Source organism: Streptomyces sp. NBC_01537, assembly GCF_045040445.1.
Taxonomy (GTDB): Bacteria; Actinomycetota; Actinomycetes; order Streptomycetales; family Streptomycetaceae; genus Actinacidiphila.
Map to the genome: position 1 here is coordinate 7,368,517 of NZ_CP109392.1, position 18,338 is coordinate 7,386,854.

The following is an 18,338-nucleotide window of genomic DNA, read 5'->3' on the forward strand; positions in this document are numbered from 1 at the left end:
GATCTTGCAAGAGTTTGCAGCAAGGTCTTTCATCCGTCTTGCATCCCTGTTAACTTCACCGACAGCCCGACGGCCGCAAAGGTGCAGTCGGCAGGGGGGAGCGTCAGCGCATCCCTGATCATCCACGGGCTTCCACCTCTAGGAGAAATCATGCGGCGTGGCATAGCGGCCACCGCGCTTGTGGCGTCCATCGCCCTCGCGGCAACGGCTTGCGGCGGCAGCGACAGCGGTGACAAGGCCGACGGTCCGGTCACCATCACCTGGTGGGACACCTCCAACGCCTCGAACGAGTCGCCGACCTACGCGGCACTGGTCAAGGAATTCGAGAAGGCGAACCCGACCATCAAGGTCAAGTACGTCGACGTCACCTTCGACCAGGCGCAGAACAAGTTCGACACCGCCGCAGGCAGCAAGGGCGCCCCCGACGTGCTGCGCTCCGAGGTCGGCTGGACGCCCGCCTTCGCCAAGAAGGGCTACTTCCTGCCGCTGGACGGCACCGCCGCGCTGGCCGACCAGGCCAAGTTCCAGCCGAGCCTGATCAAGCAGGCCCAGTACGACGGCAAGACGTACGGCGTGCCGCTGGTCACCGACACCCTGGCGCTGGTCTACAACAAGAAGCTCTTCGCGGATGCCGGCATCACCGCCGCCCCCACCACCTGGGACGAACTGAAGGCCGACGCCAAGATCATCAAGGCGAAGACCAAGGCCGACGGCTTCTGGCTGAACACCGCCTCCTACTACGCCCAGCCCTTCCTGTACGGCGAGGGCACCGACATGGTCGACACGGCGAGCAAGAAGATCACCATCAACACCGCGGCGGCCAAGAAGGGCCTCGCCACCTGGCAGAGCATGTTCTCCGGGACCGGCCTGCACAAGGCGGACATCACCGCCGACGCCTACGCCCACATCGAGGACGCCTTCGTCAACGGCAAGGTCGCCTCGATCATCCAGGGCCCGTGGGAGATCACCAACTTCTACAAGGGCACGGCCTTCGCCGACAAGAGCAACCTGGGCGTCGCCGTCCTCCCGGCCGGCTCCAGCGGCTCCTCCGGCGCCCCGACCGGCGGCCACAACCTCTCCGTCTACGCCGGGTCCAGCAAGGACAAGCAGGACGCCGCGATCAAGTTCGTCGCCTGGATGACCTCCGCGAAGACCCAGACCAAGATCGCGCTGAAGAACGCCACCCTGCCGACCCGCTCCGACGCCTACACCGCCGCCGTCACCGCCGACCCGGGCGTCGCCGGCTTCCAGTCCGTCCTGACCTCCGCCCAGCCCCGCCCCGAGCTCCCCGAGTACAGCTCCCTGTGGGGCCCGCTGGGCACCGAACTGACCGCGCTCGCCGGCGGCAAGGAGTCCCTGGACAAGGCCCTGAGCAACAGCGAGACCGCGATGGCCAAGCTGCTGCCCGACTACACGAAGTAATCCGGCCGGCCGCCGGCCCCGCCCCCTCACCCGGGCAGGGCCGGCGGCCCCCGGCTGTTCGCGTACGTATGTATCGAATCCGAGAAGGTGTCCGCCGATGACAGTCGCCGTCAAGGCCCGCGAGCCGCGCCCCGCGCGCCCCGGCCCGCTACTGCGCCTCAAGTACTCCTACCAGAAGCACTGGTACGCGTACGCGATGATCGCCCCGGTGGTCATCGTGCTCGGCGTGCTGGTCGGCTATCCGCTCGTCCAGGGCTTCTACCTGACGCTGACCGACGCCAACAGCCTCAACTCGGCCCGCACCATCGGCGTCAACCACATCGACGCCACGTACAAGTTCCTCGGCTTCGACAACTACGCCGACATCCTGTGGGGCCCGACCGCCTACGACCGCTTCTGGTCCCACTTCGTCTGGACCGTCGTCTGGACCGCCGCCTGTGTGGTGCTGCACTACGGCATCGGCCTGGGCATGGCACTGCTGCTCAACCAGAACCTGCGCGGCCGGACGCTTTACCGGATGCTGCTGATCCTGCCCTGGGCGGTGCCCACCTTCGTCACCGTCTTCTCCTGGCGGATCATGCTCAGCGACTCGGGCATCATCAACTCCGTCCTCGGCGGGCTCCATCTCCCGCAGCCGCAGTGGCTGGAGGACACCACCTTCCAGCGCCTCGCCGCCATCATGGTCAACACCTGGGTCGGCGTCCCCTTCATGCTGGTCTCGCTGCTCGGCGGCCTGCAGTCCATCCCGCAGGAGCTCTACGAGGCCGCCGAGATGGACGGCGCCAACGCCTGGCAGCGCTTCCGCAACGTCACCCTGCCGGGGCTGCGCTCGGTCAGCAGCACCGTGATCCTGCTCGGCGTCATCTGGACCTTCAACCAGTTCGCCATCATCTTCCTGCTCTTCGGCAGCGGCGCCCCGGACGCCCAGATCCTGGTGACCTGGGCCTACCGCCTCGGCTTCGGCCAGCAGCCCCGCGACTACGCCCAGTCCGCCGCGTACGGCGTCCTGCTGCTGTCCATCCTGATCGTCTTCACGGCCTTCTACCGCCGGTGGCTGGCCCGCAACGAACAACTCGCCGGCTGAAAGGGCAGGGACCACAATCATGAGCACCACGAAGATGACGATCCCCGGCCATGGCGTCAACGACGAACCGCCGGCCGCCGCCACGCCCCGACAGCCGCGCCCGCACGGGTACCGCGGCCGCGGCTCGCGCAGCCGTAGCGCCTCGATCCTGTCGCACGGCCTCCTGATGACGGCAAGCCTCATCGCCGTCTTCCCGATCGGCTGGCTGGTCTACCTCTCGCTCGGCCCCGGCAAGGACGACTACCTGCACCCCGGCGGCATCGCCGGCAAGGCGAGCCTGTCCAACTACTCGCACGTCCTGAACCACACCAGCTTCTTCACCTGGATGGGCAACACCGCGCTCATCGCCTTCTTCACCTGCGTCATAGGCGTCATGTTCTCCGCCACCACCGGCTACGCGGTCTCGCGGATGCGCTTCCCCGGCTACAAGAAGCTGATGTGGGTGCTGCTGGTCACCCAGATGTTCCCGATCGCCGTCCTCATCGTCCCGATGTACACGATCCTCGCCGACCTCGGCCTGATCGACACCTACGGCGGCCTCATCCTCGTCTACTGCAGCACCGCCGTCCCCTACTGCGCCTGGCTCCTCAAGGGCTACTTCGACACGATCCCCCAGGAGATCGACGAGGCGGGGCGCGTCGACGGCCTCAGCCCCTTCGGCACCTTCTGGCGCCTCATCCTGCCGCTGGCCCGGCCGGGGCTGGCCGTGGCCGCCTTCTACACCTGCCTCACGGCCTGGGGCGAGGTGGCTTTCGCCAACACCTTCATGCTCGACGACGGCAAGTACACGCTGGCGGTCGGGCTGGGCAGCTTCATCAGCGAGCACGACTCGGAGTGGCAGTACATGTCCGCTGCGGCGGTGCTCATCGCGATACCGGTGATCGTCATCTTCTACCTCGTGCAGAAGCATCTGGTGACGGGGCTCACCGCCGGCGCGGCCAAGTCCTGAATCCAGGGGCTGGCCCCCTGCCCCCCCCCGGAACGCCCTTCGGGCGTGTCCTCAAACGCCGGACGGGCTGAATCCCAGTCCCGTACACAAGAGTCAAGGACGCCATGACCCAGCGCCTCGCCGACCACGCCCAGCCGACCGACATCCCGGGAAACCCGCGGAGCGACTGGTGGCGGGAAGCCGTGATCTACCAGGTCTATCCGCGAAGCTTCGCCGACGGCAACGGCGACGGCATGGGCGACATCCCCGGCATACGCGCCCGGCTCCCCTACCTCCGGGACCTCGGCGTGGATGCCGTCTGGCTGAGCCCCTTCTACGCGTCGCCGCAGGCGGACGCGGGCTATGACGTGGCCGACTACCGGGCCATCGACCCGATGTTCGGCACGCTGCACGACGCCGACGGCCTGATCCGGGACGCCCACGCCCTGGATTTGCGGATCATCGTGGACCTGGTCCCGAACCACTCCTCCGACCAGCACGAATGGTTCAAGCAGGCGCTCCGGGAGGGCCACGGCTCGCCGCTGCGCGCGCGGTACCACTTCCGTCCGGGAAAGGGGGAGAACGGCGAACTGCCGCCGAACGACTGGGAGTCGGTCTTCGGGGGCCCGGCCTGGACGAGAGCCGAGGACGGGGAGTGGTTCCTGCACCTGTTCGCGCCGGAGCAGCCGGACTTCAACTGGGAGCACCCGGCGGTGAGGGACGAGTTCCGCTCGATCCTGCGCTTCTGGCTCGACATGGGCGTGGACGGCTTCCGGATCGACGTGGCCCACGGCCTGGTGAAGGCCGAAGGGCTGCCGGACATCGGTGACCACGAGCAGCTCAGGCTCCTTGGCAACGATGTCCTGCCGTTCTTCGACCAGGACGGCGTCCATGAGATCTACCGCTCGTGGCGGCAGATACTCGACGAGTACGACGGCGAGCGCATCGGTGTCGCCGAGGCCTGGACCGCGACCGTCGACCGGACCGCGAAGTACCTGCGGCCCGACGAGCTGCACCAGGCGTTCAACTTCCAGTACCTCGGCACGGGCTGGGACGCGGAGGAGCTGCGCAAGGTCATCGACCAGTCGCTGGACGCCATGCGGACGGTCGGCGCCCCGACCACCTGGGTGCTGTCCAACCACGACGTCGTACGCCACCTCACCCGCCTCGGCGGCGGTGTGCGCCGGGCGCGGGCGGCGTCCCTGCTGATGCTGGGGCTGCCGGGCTCCGCGTACGTCTACCAGGGCGAGGAACTCGGCCTCCCCGAGGTCACCGACCTGCCCGACGAGGTCCGCCAGGACCCCGCCTTCGTCCGGGCCGCGGGCCAGGACGGCTTCCGCGACGGATGCCGGGTGCCGATCCCGTGGACCGCCGAGGGCACCTCGTACGGCTTCGGGGCGGGCGGCAGCTGGCTGCCGCAGCCGGCGGAGTGGAGGACCCTGGCGGTCGAGGCCCAGACCGGCGACCCGGACTCCACGCTGGAGCTCTACCGCAGCGCGCTGGCCGTACGCCGCGAGCACCCCGGCCTGGGCGCCGGAACCGAGGTGGAATGGACCGACGCCCCGGTGGGCGTGCTGGCCTTCCGCCGTCCCGGGGGCTTCGTGTGCACCGTCAACACCACCGCCGGGCCGGTGACGATTCCGGCCCCCGGCGGCCTGCTGCTGGCCAGCGGGGAGCTCGGGGTGGAGGCGGACGGGAGCGTCACGCTGCCGCCGGACACGACCGCATGGTGGGCTGCGTGACGTGGCTCCCTTAAAGTCAGGCCTTATGCAGCACCAGCAGGTTGCGCGGCTCGCGGACATCGCGGCACAGGCGGGGGTCAGTGAGGCCACCGCCAGCCGCGTCATGAACGGCAAACCGGGGGTCGCCGCCGCCACCCGGCAGAAGGTGCTGGCGGCCCTCGACGTCCTCGGATACGAGCGGCCGCTACGCCTGCGGCACCGCAGCGCCGGGCAGATCGGGCTGATCACGCCCGAGCTGAGCAACCCGATCTTCCCGGCCTTCGCCCAGATCGTCGAGCAGAACCTCACCGGCTGCGGCTACACCGCCGTCCTGTGCACCCAGCACCCCGGCGGCGCCACCGAGGACGAACTCGTCGAGGCACTCGCCGAGCGCGGCGTCATGGGCATCGTCTTCCTCTCCGGGCTGCACGCCGACCTCAACTCCGACCCCGAGCGCTACGCCCGCCTCATCGGCCGCGGCGTCCCCTACGTCCTCATCAACGGCTACAACCCCGCCGTCGCCGGCCCCTTCGTCTCCCCCGACGACCGCGCCTCCGCCCGCATCGCCGTCCAGCACCTCCTCGACCTCGGCCACGAACGCATCGGCCTCGCCGTCGGCCCCAACCGCTTCGTCCCCGTACGCCGCAAGGTCGAGGGCTTCGTCGCCGTCCTCGGCGACGACGCCCCCATCCAGCACACCCTCTTCTCCGTCGAGGGCGGCCACGCCGCCGCCATCGCCCTCCTCGACCAGGGCTGCACCGGCATCGTCTGCGGCAGCGACCTCATGGCCCTGGGCGCCATCCGCGCGGTCCGCGAACGCGGCCTCACCGTCCCCGGCGACGTCTCCGTCGTCGGCTACGACGACTCGCCCCTGGTCGCCTTCACCGACCCGCCGCTCACCACCGTCCGCCAGCCCGTCGAGGCCATGGGCGCCGCGGCGGTCAACGCCCTCCTGGAGGAGATCGGCGGAAACCCCGTGCAGCGCTCCGAGTTCGTCTTCCAGACCGAGCTGGTCGTGCGGGGCTCGACGGCCCAGATGCGGGTCCGCTGACGCGAGCCCTTGTTTCGTCTATCGATTTTCGATAGATTCCCATCGTAACTCGATGGAAGGGTGGGTCGTGGGAAAGCTGACAGTGGGTGCGCTGCGCGCCGTGCTCGTGGTGGTGCTCGCGGGCACCGTGTTCGTACAGGCGTTGATGGTGTGGGTGTTGGTCAGCGGGAGCGACCCGGAGGACGGGTCGCTCCCGCTGACCCCGCTGCGCGTGATCACGATCCTGGGCATGGTGTCGGTGCAGGTCGCCGTGGTCTGCGTGTGGCGGCTGGTGACGATGGTGCGACGCGGAACCGTGTTCTCCCACGCCGCCTTCCGGTACGTGGACGGCGTGATCGGCGCGATCGTGGCGGCCTCCCTCGTGTGGTTCGCGGTCACGATCATCAATGCGCCGGGCCAGCGGGAGGACCCGGGCGTCACCGTCATCATGGGCGGGGTTGCCTTGGCCATCCTGGGGGTCGCGCTCATCGTGCTCGTGCTGCGGATGCTGCTCGCCCAGGCCGTCGCGCGCGACGTCGAAGCGGCGCAGATGCAGGCCGAGCTGGACGAGGTGATCTGATGCCGATCACCGTCGACATTGACGTAATGCTGGCCAGGCGGAAGATGTCCGTGGGCGAGCTCGCGGACCGCGTAGGGATCACGCCCGCCAACCTGGCCGTACTCAAGAACGGCCGCGCCAAGGCGGTGCGCTTCGCGACCCTCGCCGCGCTCTGCGAGGTGCTCAATTGCCAGCCGGGCGACCTGCTGCGCTGGGTGGCCGAGGACGCCGCGGGCGGATGACGTGCCCCAGGGGGCGGGCGTGAAAACGCCTGGCACGCGTCAGCTCGCGCGCAGCCACTCGCCGAGAACGGCGAAGTCCGCGTCGGTGAGCCCCTGGCGGGGATCGACGCGATGGAGGAGGGCGCGTCCTGGGTGGTGTGCGGCGACCCATGACCGGTCGGCGTCGGTGATCTCGTCGTCGACCCAGGCGAAGGTGCGTCCGGCTGCCCAGCGGACGAGAGCGCGGGTCTTCCAGTGCAAGCCGTTCCGAGTGTCCCGCTCCTCTTCGTCGGGCTCCTCGGGCCGGCCCACCACGGGCAGCGGCGGCAGGCCGATCCGTGGCGCGACGCAGTCGTTCGCCTCGGTCATCCAGGTCGTGGCCCACACCAGATCGCACGGCAGGGCCGTCAGCAAGGCGCCGAGTGCGGGATTGAGCCTGGTCAGGAGTGGATTCGAGTCGTCGCCCGTCTGATACACGGGGTATGCGTCAGCGCCGAAGGGGATGAGCGGTCCGTCGACATCGAGGAAGAGCAGCGAGCGCTGTGCGGGGCTGGGCATGGCCGCACAGTAGTCCGGGGAGGGTTGTTTATTCGAGTAAGGGGCCTTTACTTTAGTAAGCATGATGTTGACCCAGCGGGAGCGCGAGATCGTCGCGCTGCTGCGCCGCGACCCGCTCGCCGGGCCCCAGGAGATCGCCGATGCCCTCGGGATTACCCGGGCGGCGGCGAACGTGCATCTGTCGAACCTGGGGAAGAAGGGCGCGATCCTGGGCCGGGGGTACATTCTGCGCCAGGAGAACGCGGTCGTGGTGATCGGTGGCGCGAACATCGACATCAAGGTCCGAAGCGCCGCGCCCATCCGGCGCCGCACGAGCAATCCGGGCCGGTCGGACACGACGTCCGGCGGGGTGGGACGCAACATCGCGGAGAACCTGGCCCGGCTGGGCACGCCGACGTATCTGATCGCGGCGGTCGGGCGGGACGCGGCGGGGGAGCGGCTGCTGGGCGACACGCAGGCAGCGGGCGTGCGCGTGGATCATGTGCACCGGAGCAGCCATCCGACGGGCACGTACACGGCGGTGCTGGACGCGGACGGGGACCTGGTGGTGGCCGTGGCGGACATGGCGGCCACGGACGCGCTGGCGCCGGAGGATCTGCGTCACGCGCGGGAGCTGATCGGGCACGCGAGCATGCTGGTGCTCGACGGGAACCTGTCGCCGGAGGCGCTGGCGTACGCCCTGGACATCGCGCGCACCCATGACGTACCGGTTCTGGTCGAGCCGGTGAGTGTGCCCAAGGCGGCGCTGCTGGTGCCGCTGCTCGCGCACGGGTGGCCGATCTTCGCGGTGACCCCGAATCTGGATGAGCTCAAGGCGCTCGTCGCAGGACCGGTCCGGGCCGACGACGACGGGCTGGTCCGGGCCGCCGCCTCCCTGCACGAACGGGGCGTGAGGCACGTGTGGGTGAGGCTCGGCGAGCGTGGCAGCCTGCTCAGTACGCGCGGCGAGGGCCACACCTTCCTCGCGGCGCCGCCGGCCGAGGTGTGCGATGTGACGGGGGCGGGCGACGCGATGCTGGCCGCCTTCGTGCACGCGCTGCTGACCGGCAGCGAGCCGGTCGAGGCGGCCCGTTACGGGCACGCGGCGGCCGCGCTGACCGTGGCGGGCGCGGCCACGGTGCGCCCTGACCTGACCTCGCGTCTGATCGAGGACGCGCTGAACGAGAGCCCCCGGAGACATACATGACAACCCCGACCCCGCACCCCCGGCTGACGCTGACCGAGGAGGTCCGTGAGGCGCTGCACGACGGGCGGCCCGTCGTGGCGCTGGAGAGCACGATCATCAGCCATGGCATGCCGTATCCGCAGAACGTGGAGATGGCCACCCAGGTCGAGGACATCATCCGGGCGGGCGGCGCGGTCCCGGCGACCATCGCGGTGCTGCACGGGCGGCCCCGGATCGGGCTGACGCCGCAGGACCTGGAACTGCTCGCGACGAGCGGCGAGGTGACCAAGGCGAGCGTGCGCGACCTGGCCTATGTCATGGCGCGCGGCGGGCACGGCGCGACCACGGTTGCGGCCACGATGCGGCTGGCGGCGCTGGCCGGGATCAGCGTGTTCGTGACGGGCGGCATCGGCGGGGTGCACCGGGGGGCGGAGACCAGCTTCGACGTCAGCGCGGACCTGACCGAACTGGCCACGACCAGCGTGGCGGTGATCAGCGCCGGGGTGAAGAGCATCCTCGACATCGGGCTCACACTGGAGACGCTGGAGACCCTGGGCGTGCCCGTACTGACCTACGGCACGGACGAGTTCCCGGCCTTCTACTCCCGCGTGAGCGGCTTCGCGTCCCCCATGCGGGCCGATACGCCCGGCGAGATCGCGGACGTCATGCACGCCCGCTGGGACCTGGGCATCGCGGGCGGCGTCAGCATCGCCAACCCAGTGCCCGAGGACGAGGAGATCCCGGCGGACCGGATCGGCGGCATCATCGACCAGGCCCTCGCCGAGATGGACAAGGCCGGGATCGCGGGCAAGGAGGCCACGCCGTATCTGCTGGGCCGCATCGTCGAGCTCACCGGCGGCGAGAGCCTGCGGACCAACATCGCGCTGGTCAAGAACAACGCCCGGCTCGGGGCGCGGATCGCCATCGAGTACGCGGAGCGCTCGGAGCGTCTTCGGGGCTGACACGGAGGCGGAGGCCGGGCCCGGAGTCGGCCCCAGGGTTGGGGCAGCGGGGTGGTGATGGGTGACTCCGGGCCCTGCCCCGGTTCCTGGTGCCGGGCCGATCGGCCGGGCGCGTGGGACCCGCCGCAGGTACGTCCCCCGTTGACCTGCGCGTGGACCCCCGGCCGATCGGACCGGGCTGAGGAGGAACGTAACAGCGATGTAAGGCTTTGCGAAAGACCTTGTTAGAAACTTTCTGCAAGATCCTGCAGTGAGCCTTACTTCCAGGTGTCGCTGGTCGCGTAGCCCGTCGACGTCCCGGTGGAGTACGAGCGGTTGCTGCCGGACTCCCAGGTCACGTTCCCGTTCGCGTCCTTCTTGATGTACTTGTACTCGAAGGACGAGCTGTTCGGCACGATCACCAGCCTGCTCCAGACCGGGTAGCTCGCCGAGGAGAGCGGGATCGCGTCATCGGTGTCCCAGCTGCCGAGCGAGGCCACGGAGCCGACCACGTAGACGTTGGTGCCGGAGACGGTCGTCGCGGTCTCGTTGAAGGTCACGTCGGTGGCGCCGGCGCTCGCGAGATTCCAGCTGTTGTTGAGGGTCAGCGCGGATGTGCCGGTGGTCGCGGACCTGTTGGCGTTGGACTCCCAGGTGACGTTTCCGGAGGAGTCCTTCTTGATGTACTTGTACTCGAAGGATGTGCTCGCCGGCAGCGAGACGGCCTGCGTCCAGACCGGATAGCCGCTCGACGAGAGCTGGACCGCGCTGCCGGTGCTCCAACTGCCGAGCGCGGCGATCGAGCCGACCACGTAGACGTTGGTGCCCGTGTCGGTGGACGCGTACTCGTTGAAGGTCGCGGTGACGGTGGAGCCGGAGGTCGCGGTGGCGGTCGCCGTCGCGGTGGCGGTCGCGGTGGCCGTCGCGGTCGCCGTCGCGGTCGTGGTGGCCGTCGCGGTGGCGGTGGCCGTCGCCGTGGACGAGGGCGAGGTGTAGGTGCCGGTGTGGAAGGCGACCGCGCCCTTGGCCGGGACCGTGATGGTGGCCGAGCCGCTGGAGACGGTGACGGTGTTCGCGCAGTCGGTGATGACGTTGCAGTACGTGCCGTCGGCCAGGTTGGTCGCGAAGGTGTACGACGCCGAGCTGGACGAGTTGTTCATCGCGATGAATCCGGCCGTGCCCCGGCTGAAGCCGATCACATTGCTCGACTTGGCCTGGAAGTTGGTGTAGGCGGACGACGAGCCGACGGCGTTGTGCCACTCGACCATGCCCTTGACCGCGGTGTTGCGGTCCAGGCAGGTCCAGCCGCTGGAGCAGTTGGTGTCGGTGACGAAGCCGCTGGAGTTGGGCGGCGCCTGGTCGCTGGCGGTCCAGTTCCAGCTCGCGTAGACCGACGGCTGACCGTAGCCGCGGGCGAGCTGGTAGATGTTGGCCAGGGTGGTGGTGTCACCGCTCTGCATGGCCAGGGTGTAGCCATTGCGGTCGGTGTCGTGGTTGGTGACGAAGGTCGTCGAGTAGCCCTCGGTGGCGAAGCCCCACGTCGAGCCGAAGGTCTCCAGGTTGGAGATGGAGCCGTTGAACTGCGCCGCGATCTTGTTCGCGTACGCGAAGTCCAGGACGTCACCGGTCGGGTAGTAGTCGCTGGCCACCGGGGTCGTACCCGGGTAGATCTCCTGGGTGATGAAGGGCGCCGAGCCCGACGTGGTGTTGTTCAGCAGCGCCTCGACGGCGGCCATGTCGGTCTCGGGGATGTGCTTCGCCGCGTCGATGCGGTAGCCGTCCACGCCGAGCGCGGTCATCTTGTTGAGGTAGGCCGCCAGGCCGGCGCGGACCGTGCTCGACTCGGTCTTGAGGTCGGGCAGGCCCAGCAGTTCGCAGTTCTGGACCTCGGAGAGGTTCGAGTAGTCGTCGATGATCAGGTCGGAGTCATTGCACTGCGCTGATGTGTGGTAATCCGACGCGTCCCAGTCCGGGGTGTCGTACTTGTTGCTGATCGTGGTGCCGTTGTAGCCCGTGCCGGTCTGGGCGGCGGTGTGGTTGATGACCGCGTCCACGATCACCTTGATGCCCGCGTTGTGGCAGGTGGTGACCATGCTCGCGAACTGGGCGGCGGTGCCGAAGCGGCTGTTGAGGTTGTAGGAGTACGGCTGGTAGACGTCCCACCAAAAATAGCTGGTTTGCTTCAGTGACTCTGCGGGTGGAGCCACTTGGACGTAGCCGTAACCAGCTGGGTCAAGGACGTTGGTGCACTCCGAGGCTATGGAGTTCCAGTTCCATTCCCAGAGGTTGGCGATGGTGTCGCCGTTGGCCACGCCGGTGTCGGTGGCGGCGTGCGCCTCGGTGGCGGGGAGAGCGGCGAGGCCGCCGAGGGTGAGGGCGGCGACGAGGCCTAGGGCGCCGGCCGAGAGGCGGGCGCGTTTTTCGGGGGTGAGGGTGCGCATTGGTGCGGCTCCTGGTGTGTCCGGGATGTTTGCGCGCAATGTCGTCCGGGTGAACGGCAGTTGGGTGCGAGTGTGAGAGTGGGGCCGTGTCGGGGGCACGTCAATAGAGCTGTTGAAAATTCTTGCTATGAGTTGCAAGAGTCTTGCTGTAAGACCTGCGTAAGGGGTACCGTCCCGCTCACAGTCCGGCACCGACGCCGGGCGGCACCCGGCTCATGCGCGTGGGTACCGGGCCGCACACGTATCCCCGCAAGGAGAACGCCCCGTGGCCCAGCAGCCCTGGCTGCCGGCGGCAGCCGTCGCGATAGCCGCACTCGCCGCCGCTTTCGTCCAGCCCGTCGCCGCAGGCGCGGCCACCGCGCCGGCGCCGCCGTCCGACAAGACGCTGGCCGCAACCGCCGCGCGCAACGATCTGACGCACGAGCAGTTCTACTTCGTCATGCCGGACAGGTTCGCCAACGGCGACACATCCAACGACAAGGGCGGGCTCACGGGCACCCGGCTCACCACCGGCTACGACCCGACCGACAAGGGCTTCTACCAGGGCGGCGACCTCAAGGGCCTCGCCAACAGGCTGGACTACATCAAGGGGCTCGGCACCACCTCCATCTGGATGGCGCCGATCTTCAAGAACCAGCCGGTGCAGGGGACCGGTGCCAACGCCTCGGCGGGCTATCACGGCTACTGGATCACCGACTTCACGCAGGTGGACCCGCACTTCGGGACGAACGCGGATCTGAAGAGCCTGATCTCCAAGGCCCACGCCAAGGGGATGAAGATCTTCTTCGACGTCATCACCAACCACACGGCCGATGTCGTCGACTACGAGGAGAAGTCCTACGACTACCTCTCCAAGGGCGCCTTCCCGTATCTGACGAAGGACGGCGTGCCCTTCGACGACGCGGACTACGCGGACGGCAAGACGGCCTTCCCTGCCGTGGACGAGGACTCCTTCGCCTACACCCCGACCCTCACCGCGAAGAACAAGGTCCCGTCCTGGCTCAACGACCCGACGATGTACCACAACCGGGGCGACTCCACCTTCGCCGGCGAGAGCGCCGAGGCGGGTGACTTCTACGGCCTCGACGACCTGTGGACCGAGCGCCCCGAGGTCGTCAAGGGCATGGAGAAGATCTACGAGAAGTGGGTCAGGGACTTCGACATCGACGGCTTCCGGATCGACACCGTCAAGCACGTCGACATGGACTTCTGGACCCAGTGGGCCACCGCCCTGGACGAGTACGCCGCCAAGCACGGCCGCAAGGACTTCTTCCAGTTCGGCGAGGTCTACTCCGCCGATACCTCCATCACCTCGCCCTACGTCACCCAGGGCAAGCTGGACGCCACCCTCGACTTCCCCTTCCAGGAAGCGGCCCGCGAGTACGTCTCCCAGGGCGCCTCGGCCGCCAAGCTGTCCTCGGTCTTCGCCGACGACTACAAGTACACGTCCGGCGAGTCCAACGCCTATGAGCAGGTCACCTTCCTCGGCAACCACGACATGGGCCGCATCGGGTACTTCCTCAAGAGCGACAACCCCGGCGCCACCGACGCCGAACTGGTCAAGAAGGACAAGCTCGCCAACGAGCTGATGTTCCTCGGCCGGGGCAACCCCGTCGTCTACTACGGCGACGAGCAGGGCTTCACCGGCTCCGGCGGCGACAAGGACGCCCGCCAGACCATGTTCGCCTCCCAGATAGCCGACTACCTCGACGACGACGAGCTCGGCACCGACCGCACCGCCGCCTCCGACGCGTACGACACCTCCGGCACCCTCTACTCCTCGATCGCCGCCCTCGCCAAGCTTCGCGCCGACAACCCGGCGCTGACGGACGGCGTCCAGGTCGAGCGCTACGCGGCCGACGGCGCCGGGGTCTACGCCTTCTCCCGTACGGACGCGGCCAAGGGCGTCGAGTACGTGGTCGCGGTGAACAACGCGAGCAGTGCGAAGAGCGTGGACCTGCCGACGTACTCGGCGGGCATGGACTTCAAGGAGATCTACGGCGGCTCGGACGCCGTCGTCTCCGGCGCCGACAAGAAGATCTCCGTCGAGGTCCCGGCGCTCTCCGCCGTCGTATACAAGGCCGCCAGACCCGTGGCCGCAGCGACCGGCACCCCCGCCATCACCCTCACCGCCCCCGGCGCGGGCGCCACCGGCACCGTCACCATCGAGGCCGACATCGACGCCTCCGCCCTCAGCCGCGTCGTCTTCGCCGCCCAGGTCGGCGACGGCCAGTGGCAGACCCTCGGCTCCGCCGACCACGCCCCGTACCAGGTCACCCAGAACATCTCCGACGACGTTCCGGCCGGAACGGCCGTCCGCTACAAGGCAGTTGTCGTCGACAGGGCGGGGCGCACGGCGAGCGCCACCGCACAGACCACCAGCGGCACCCCGGAGCAGGAGGCGACCCCCACCGCCACCAGCCGCGACTACGCGATCGTCCACTACAAGCGCACCGACGGCGACTACACCGACTGGCGGCTCTACGCCTGGGGCGACATCGCCGACGGCGAGTCCACGACCTGGCCGGCCGGCCACGACTTCATCGGCCGGGACGCGTACGGCGCCTTCGCCTACGTCAAGCTGAAGAAGGGCGCGAGCAGCGTCGGCTTCCTGGTCATCGACAAGGACGGCAACAAGGACGTCTCCGCCGACCGCACCATCGACGTCACCCAGACGGGCGAAGTGTGGGTCTCGCAGGGTGACGCGACCGTCTCGACCAAGGCCCCCGCCGGGGCGTACCCGGCGCAGGACACGACCAAGGCGGTCATCCACTACCACCGCGCCGACGGCGACTACGACGGCTGGGGCCTGCACGTCTGGACCGGCGCCGCCACCTCCACCGACTGGTCGAGTCCCCTGCAGCCGGTGAAGACTGATGCCTATGGCGCGGTTTTCGAGGTCCCGCTCACGGATGGGGCGACCTCTCTCAGCTACATCATCCACAAGGGCGACACCAAGGATCTCGACGCCGACCAGTCCCTGGACCTCTCGACGTACGGGCACGAGGTGTGGCTCTTGAACGGCACGGAGAAATACCTCCTCCCCTCCACGGCCGGCTCCTCCGCCGACCTCGATCTCTCCGCCTCCAAGGCCCAGTGGATCGACCGGAACACCGTCGCCTGGAACACCAGCACCACGGCCGCCGCCAGCTACCAGCTCGTCTACTCCCCGGCCGGCGACCTCGCCGTCGACAACGGCGCCCTGAGCGGAAGCCAGCACTGGCTACGCCTGACCCCGGTCACCGGCGGCCTCACCGACGCCCAGAAGGCCAAGTACCCGCACCTCAAGGACTACGCGGCCTTCACCGTCGACCCGCGCGACCGGGACCGTGTCCGTGCCGCGCTCACCGGCCAGATCATCGCCACCCAGCACCTCGCCAACGGCGCCCTGCTCTCCGCCACCGGCGTACAGACCCAGGGAATCCTGGACGACCTCTACGCCGCCAAGGCGGCCGCTTCCACCCTCGGCCCGGTCTTCGGCAAGGGCAGGCCCACGCTGTCCGTCTGGGCCCCCACGGCCCAGTCCGTCGCGCTCGAACTGGACGGCACGACGGTCGCCATGAAGCGCGACGCGGGCAGCGGCGTGTGGAGCGTCACGGGCAGTAAGTCCTGGACGGGCAAGCCCTACCGCTACGTCGTGAAGGTCTGGGCCCCGTCCGTCCAGAAGCTGGTCACCAACAAGGTCACCGACCCGTACTCGGTCGCCCTCACCACCGACTCCAAGCGCAGCCTGATCGTCGACCTCGACGACAAGTCCCTTGCCCCGAGCGGCTGGTCGAGCCTGGCCAAGCCCGCCGCCGTCGCCCTCAACAACGCGCAGATCCAGGAACTCCACATCCGCGACTTCTCCGCCGAGGACTCCACCGTCCCGGCCGCCGAACGCGGCAAGTACACCGCCTTCACCGACAGCGGCTCGGCAGGCATGAAGCACCTGAAGGCTCTGGCCAAGTCAGGGGTGAGCTACGTCCACCTCCTCCCTGCCTTCGACTTCTCCTCCGTCCCCGAGGACCCCGCCGACCGGTCGACCCCTGACTGCGACCTCTCCTCCTACGCCGCCGACTCGGAGGCCCAGCAGGCCTGCGTGACCGCGACCGCCACCACGGACGCGTACAACTGGGGCTACGACCCGCTCCATTACACGGTCCCGGAAGGCTCGTACAGCACCGATCCCGACGGCACCAAGCGCACCCTCGAGTTCCGGCAGATGGTCCAGAGCCTCAACAACTCCGGCCTGCGGGTCGTCATGGACGTGGTCTACAACCACACCTCCGCCTCCGGCGAGGCCGACAACTCCGTCCTCGACCAGATCGTCCCCGGCTACTACCAGCGGCTGCTGGCCGACGGCACGGTCGCCAACTCCACCTGCTGCTCCAACACCGCCCCCGAGAACGCGATGATGGGCAAGCTCGTCGTCGACTCCATCGTCACCTGGGCCAAGCAGTACAAGGTCGACGGCTTCCGCTTCGACCTCATGGGCCACCACCCCAAGGCCAACATCCTCGCCGTCCGCAAGGCCCTCGACGCCCTCACCCTGAAGAAGGACGGCGTGGACGGCAAGAAGATCATCCTCTACGGCGAGGGCTGGAACTTCGGCGAAGTCGCCGACGACGCCCGCTTCGTCCAGGCCACCCAGGCCAACATGGCCGGCACCGGCATCGCCACCTTCTCCGACCGCGCCCGCGACGCCGTCCGCGGCGGCGGCCCCTTCGACTCCGACCCCGGCGTCCAGGGCTTCGCCTCCGGCCTCTACACCGACCCCAACTCCTCTACCTCGAACGGCACTCCGGCCGAGCAGAAGGCCCGCCTCCTGCACTACCAGGACCTCATCAAGGTCGGCCTGACCGGCAACCTCAGCGCCTACGAGTTCACCGACAGCGGCGGCAAGACCGTCAAGGGCTCCGAAGTCGACTACAACGGCTCGCCCGCCGGCTACGCGTCCGCCCCCGGCGACGCCCTCGCCTACGTCGACGCCCACGACAACGAGTCCCTCTACGACGCCCTCGCCTACAAGCTCCCCTCCGGGACCTCGGCCTCCGACCGCGCCCGCATGCAGGTCATCGCCGAAGCGACCGCCGCCCTCTCCCAGGGCCCGGCCCTCTACCAGGCGGGCTCCGACCTCCTGCGCTCCAAGTCCCTCGACCGCAACTCCTACGACTCCGGCGACTGGTTCAACGCCATCCACTGGACATGCACCGACGGCAACGGCTTCGCCCGCGGCCTCCCGCAAGCCGCCGACAACCAGTCCAAGTGGCCCTACGCCAAGCCCCTCCTCGGCATCTCCGACCTCAAGCCGGGCTGCGAGCAGATCACCTCGGCCTCCGCCGCCTACCAGGACCTCCTCAAGATCCGCTCCACGGAGCCCTCCTTCGCCCTCAAGACGGCCGACGCCGTCCAGTCCGCCCTCTCCTTCCCCCTCTCCGGCACCGCCTCCGAGACCCCCGGCGTCATCACCATGAAGCTCGGCAGCCTCCTCGTCGTCTTCAACGCCACCCCCACCACCCAGGACCAGCGCATCCCCGCCCTCACCGGCACGGCCTACGCCCTCCACCCCGTCCAGGCCACCGGCTCCGACCCCGTCGTCAAGAAGGCCTCCTACGACGCCGGCTCCGGAACCTTCACCGTCCCGGCGCGGACGGTGGCGGTGTACGTCCAGAACTAGGGACCCACGCCTTGAAGGCCGGTTCCTCCCGACGAACGTCGGGAGGAACCGGCCTTCGGTCTGTCACGACATCGGATCAGCCGACACCACCAGCCGCTTCTCCAGCAGCGTCACCGCGTACTTGCTCCCCTTCCCCCCGTCCTTCAAGGGCTGCTCGCCGACCACGGCATATCCCGCGTCCTCGTAGTACGCCCGCAGGCGCGCATTCGTCGACACGCAGTCCAGCCGGCAGTACGCCCGCCCCGCCTCCGCGATGCGCCGCTCCGCGGCGGCCAGCATCGCCCGCCCCGAGCCGCGCGGGGCCGACGCGCGGTCGACCATCAGCCGGTGGACGTATCCGGCGACGGGCGGCTGGGGGCCCCAGGCGGGCTCGTCGTCCCACCAGAGCTCCCAGGCGCCGACGGCACGCCCGTCGGCCTCGGCGAGCCAGACCTCGCCGTCGGCCATGCGGCGGAGGAAGTGGTCCTCGGCCATTTCGCCGGGCTTCCACTGGGCGATGCCGTTGTGCTGCATCCAGTGGGCGGCGTCGTCGCGGAGGCGTACGAGTACGGGGGCGTCGGCCTCGGCGGCGAGCCGGAAGTGAAGATCGTGCATGTCGGCATTCTGGCT

13 protein-coding genes are annotated in these 18,338 nt (G+C 69.0%); 10 read left to right on the forward strand and 3 right to left on the reverse strand.

Annotated features, from left to right (window positions below):
* The first annotated feature begins 150 nt into the window (after positions 1-150).
* The 7 genes from OG607_RS33910 to OG607_RS33940 all read left to right on the forward strand — a co-directional run bounded on the left by OG607_RS33910 (position 151) and on the right by OG607_RS33940 (position 6,986).
* Positions 151-1,422 (forward strand): extracellular solute-binding protein, encoded by a 1,272-nt coding sequence (locus tag OG607_RS33910; protein ID WP_405731532.1) that lies wholly within the window; start codon positions 151-153, stop codon positions 1,420-1,422.
* A 97-nt stretch (positions 1,423-1,519) separates the two neighbouring features.
* The gene (locus OG607_RS33915; protein ID WP_405731535.1) at positions 1,520-2,506 is read left to right on the forward strand and encodes a carbohydrate ABC transporter permease; all 987 of its coding nucleotides are present in this window, start codon (positions 1,520-1,522) and stop codon (positions 2,504-2,506) included.
* Positions 2,507-2,525: 19 nt separating this feature from the next.
* A complete protein-coding gene (locus OG607_RS33920; RefSeq protein ID WP_405731537.1) occupies positions 2,526-3,455 on the forward strand; it encodes a sugar ABC transporter permease in 930 nt (309 codons plus the stop codon).
* Between the two features lie 104 nt (positions 3,456-3,559).
* Positions 3,560-5,176, forward strand: coding sequence for a glycoside hydrolase family 13 protein (locus OG607_RS33925; protein ID WP_405731540.1), 1,617 nt, complete (start codon positions 3,560-3,562; stop codon positions 5,174-5,176).
* A 25-nt stretch (positions 5,177-5,201) separates the two neighbouring features.
* Positions 5,202-6,206, forward strand: a complete 1,005-nt coding sequence (locus OG607_RS33930) for a LacI family DNA-binding transcriptional regulator (RefSeq protein WP_405731543.1) — start codon at positions 5,202-5,204, stop codon at positions 6,204-6,206.
* Between the two features lie 67 nt (positions 6,207-6,273).
* Positions 6,274-6,765, forward strand: coding sequence for a DUF2975 domain-containing protein (locus OG607_RS33935; protein WP_405731546.1), 492 nt, complete (start codon positions 6,274-6,276; stop codon positions 6,763-6,765).
* Positions 6,765-6,986 carry a helix-turn-helix domain-containing protein gene (locus OG607_RS33940; protein WP_405731549.1) on the forward strand — a complete coding sequence of 74 codons (222 nt, stop codon included), beginning with the start codon at positions 6,765-6,767 and terminating at the stop codon, positions 6,984-6,986. Before OG607_RS33935 ends, OG607_RS33940 begins: the two co-directional genes overlap by 1 nt.
* Positions 6,987-7,025: 39 nt before the next feature.
* Here OG607_RS33940 and OG607_RS33945 read toward each other — a convergent pair whose 3' ends face one another.
* Entirely contained in the window at positions 7,026-7,523 is a 498-nt protein-coding gene (locus tag OG607_RS33945) for an HAD domain-containing protein (RefSeq protein WP_405731552.1), read from the reverse strand.
* A gap of 61 nt (positions 7,524-7,584) precedes the next feature.
* Between OG607_RS33945 and OG607_RS33950 the strand changes: the two genes are divergently transcribed.
* A complete protein-coding gene (locus OG607_RS33950; protein ID WP_405731555.1) occupies positions 7,585-8,709 on the forward strand; it encodes a PfkB family carbohydrate kinase in 1,125 nt (374 codons plus the stop codon).
* The gene (locus OG607_RS33955) at positions 8,706-9,650 is read left to right on the forward strand and encodes a pseudouridine-5'-phosphate glycosidase (protein WP_405731558.1); all 945 of its coding nucleotides are present in this window, start codon (positions 8,706-8,708) and stop codon (positions 9,648-9,650) included. The genes OG607_RS33950 and OG607_RS33955 overlap by 4 nt, the downstream gene beginning before the upstream one ends.
* 257 nt (positions 9,651-9,907) lie before the next feature.
* Here OG607_RS33955 and OG607_RS33960 read toward each other — a convergent pair whose 3' ends face one another.
* Positions 9,908-12,070 (reverse strand): carbohydrate-binding module family 20 domain-containing protein, encoded by a 2,163-nt coding sequence (locus OG607_RS33960; protein ID WP_405731561.1) that lies wholly within the window; start codon positions 12,068-12,070, stop codon positions 9,908-9,910.
* Positions 12,071-12,335: 265 nt separating this feature from the next.
* Between OG607_RS33960 and pulA the strand changes: the two genes are divergently transcribed.
* Entirely contained in the window at positions 12,336-17,729 is a 5,394-nt protein-coding gene (pulA, locus tag OG607_RS33965) for a pullulanase-type alpha-1,6-glucosidase (RefSeq protein WP_405731563.1), read from the forward strand.
* A 63-nt stretch (positions 17,730-17,792) separates the two neighbouring features.
* On the opposite strand, the gene OG607_RS33970 is transcribed toward pulA, so the two are convergent.
* A complete protein-coding gene (locus tag OG607_RS33970) occupies positions 17,793-18,323 on the reverse strand; it encodes a GNAT family N-acetyltransferase (protein WP_405731566.1) in 531 nt (176 codons plus the stop codon).
* Between the last annotated feature and the right edge of the window lie 15 nt (positions 18,324-18,338).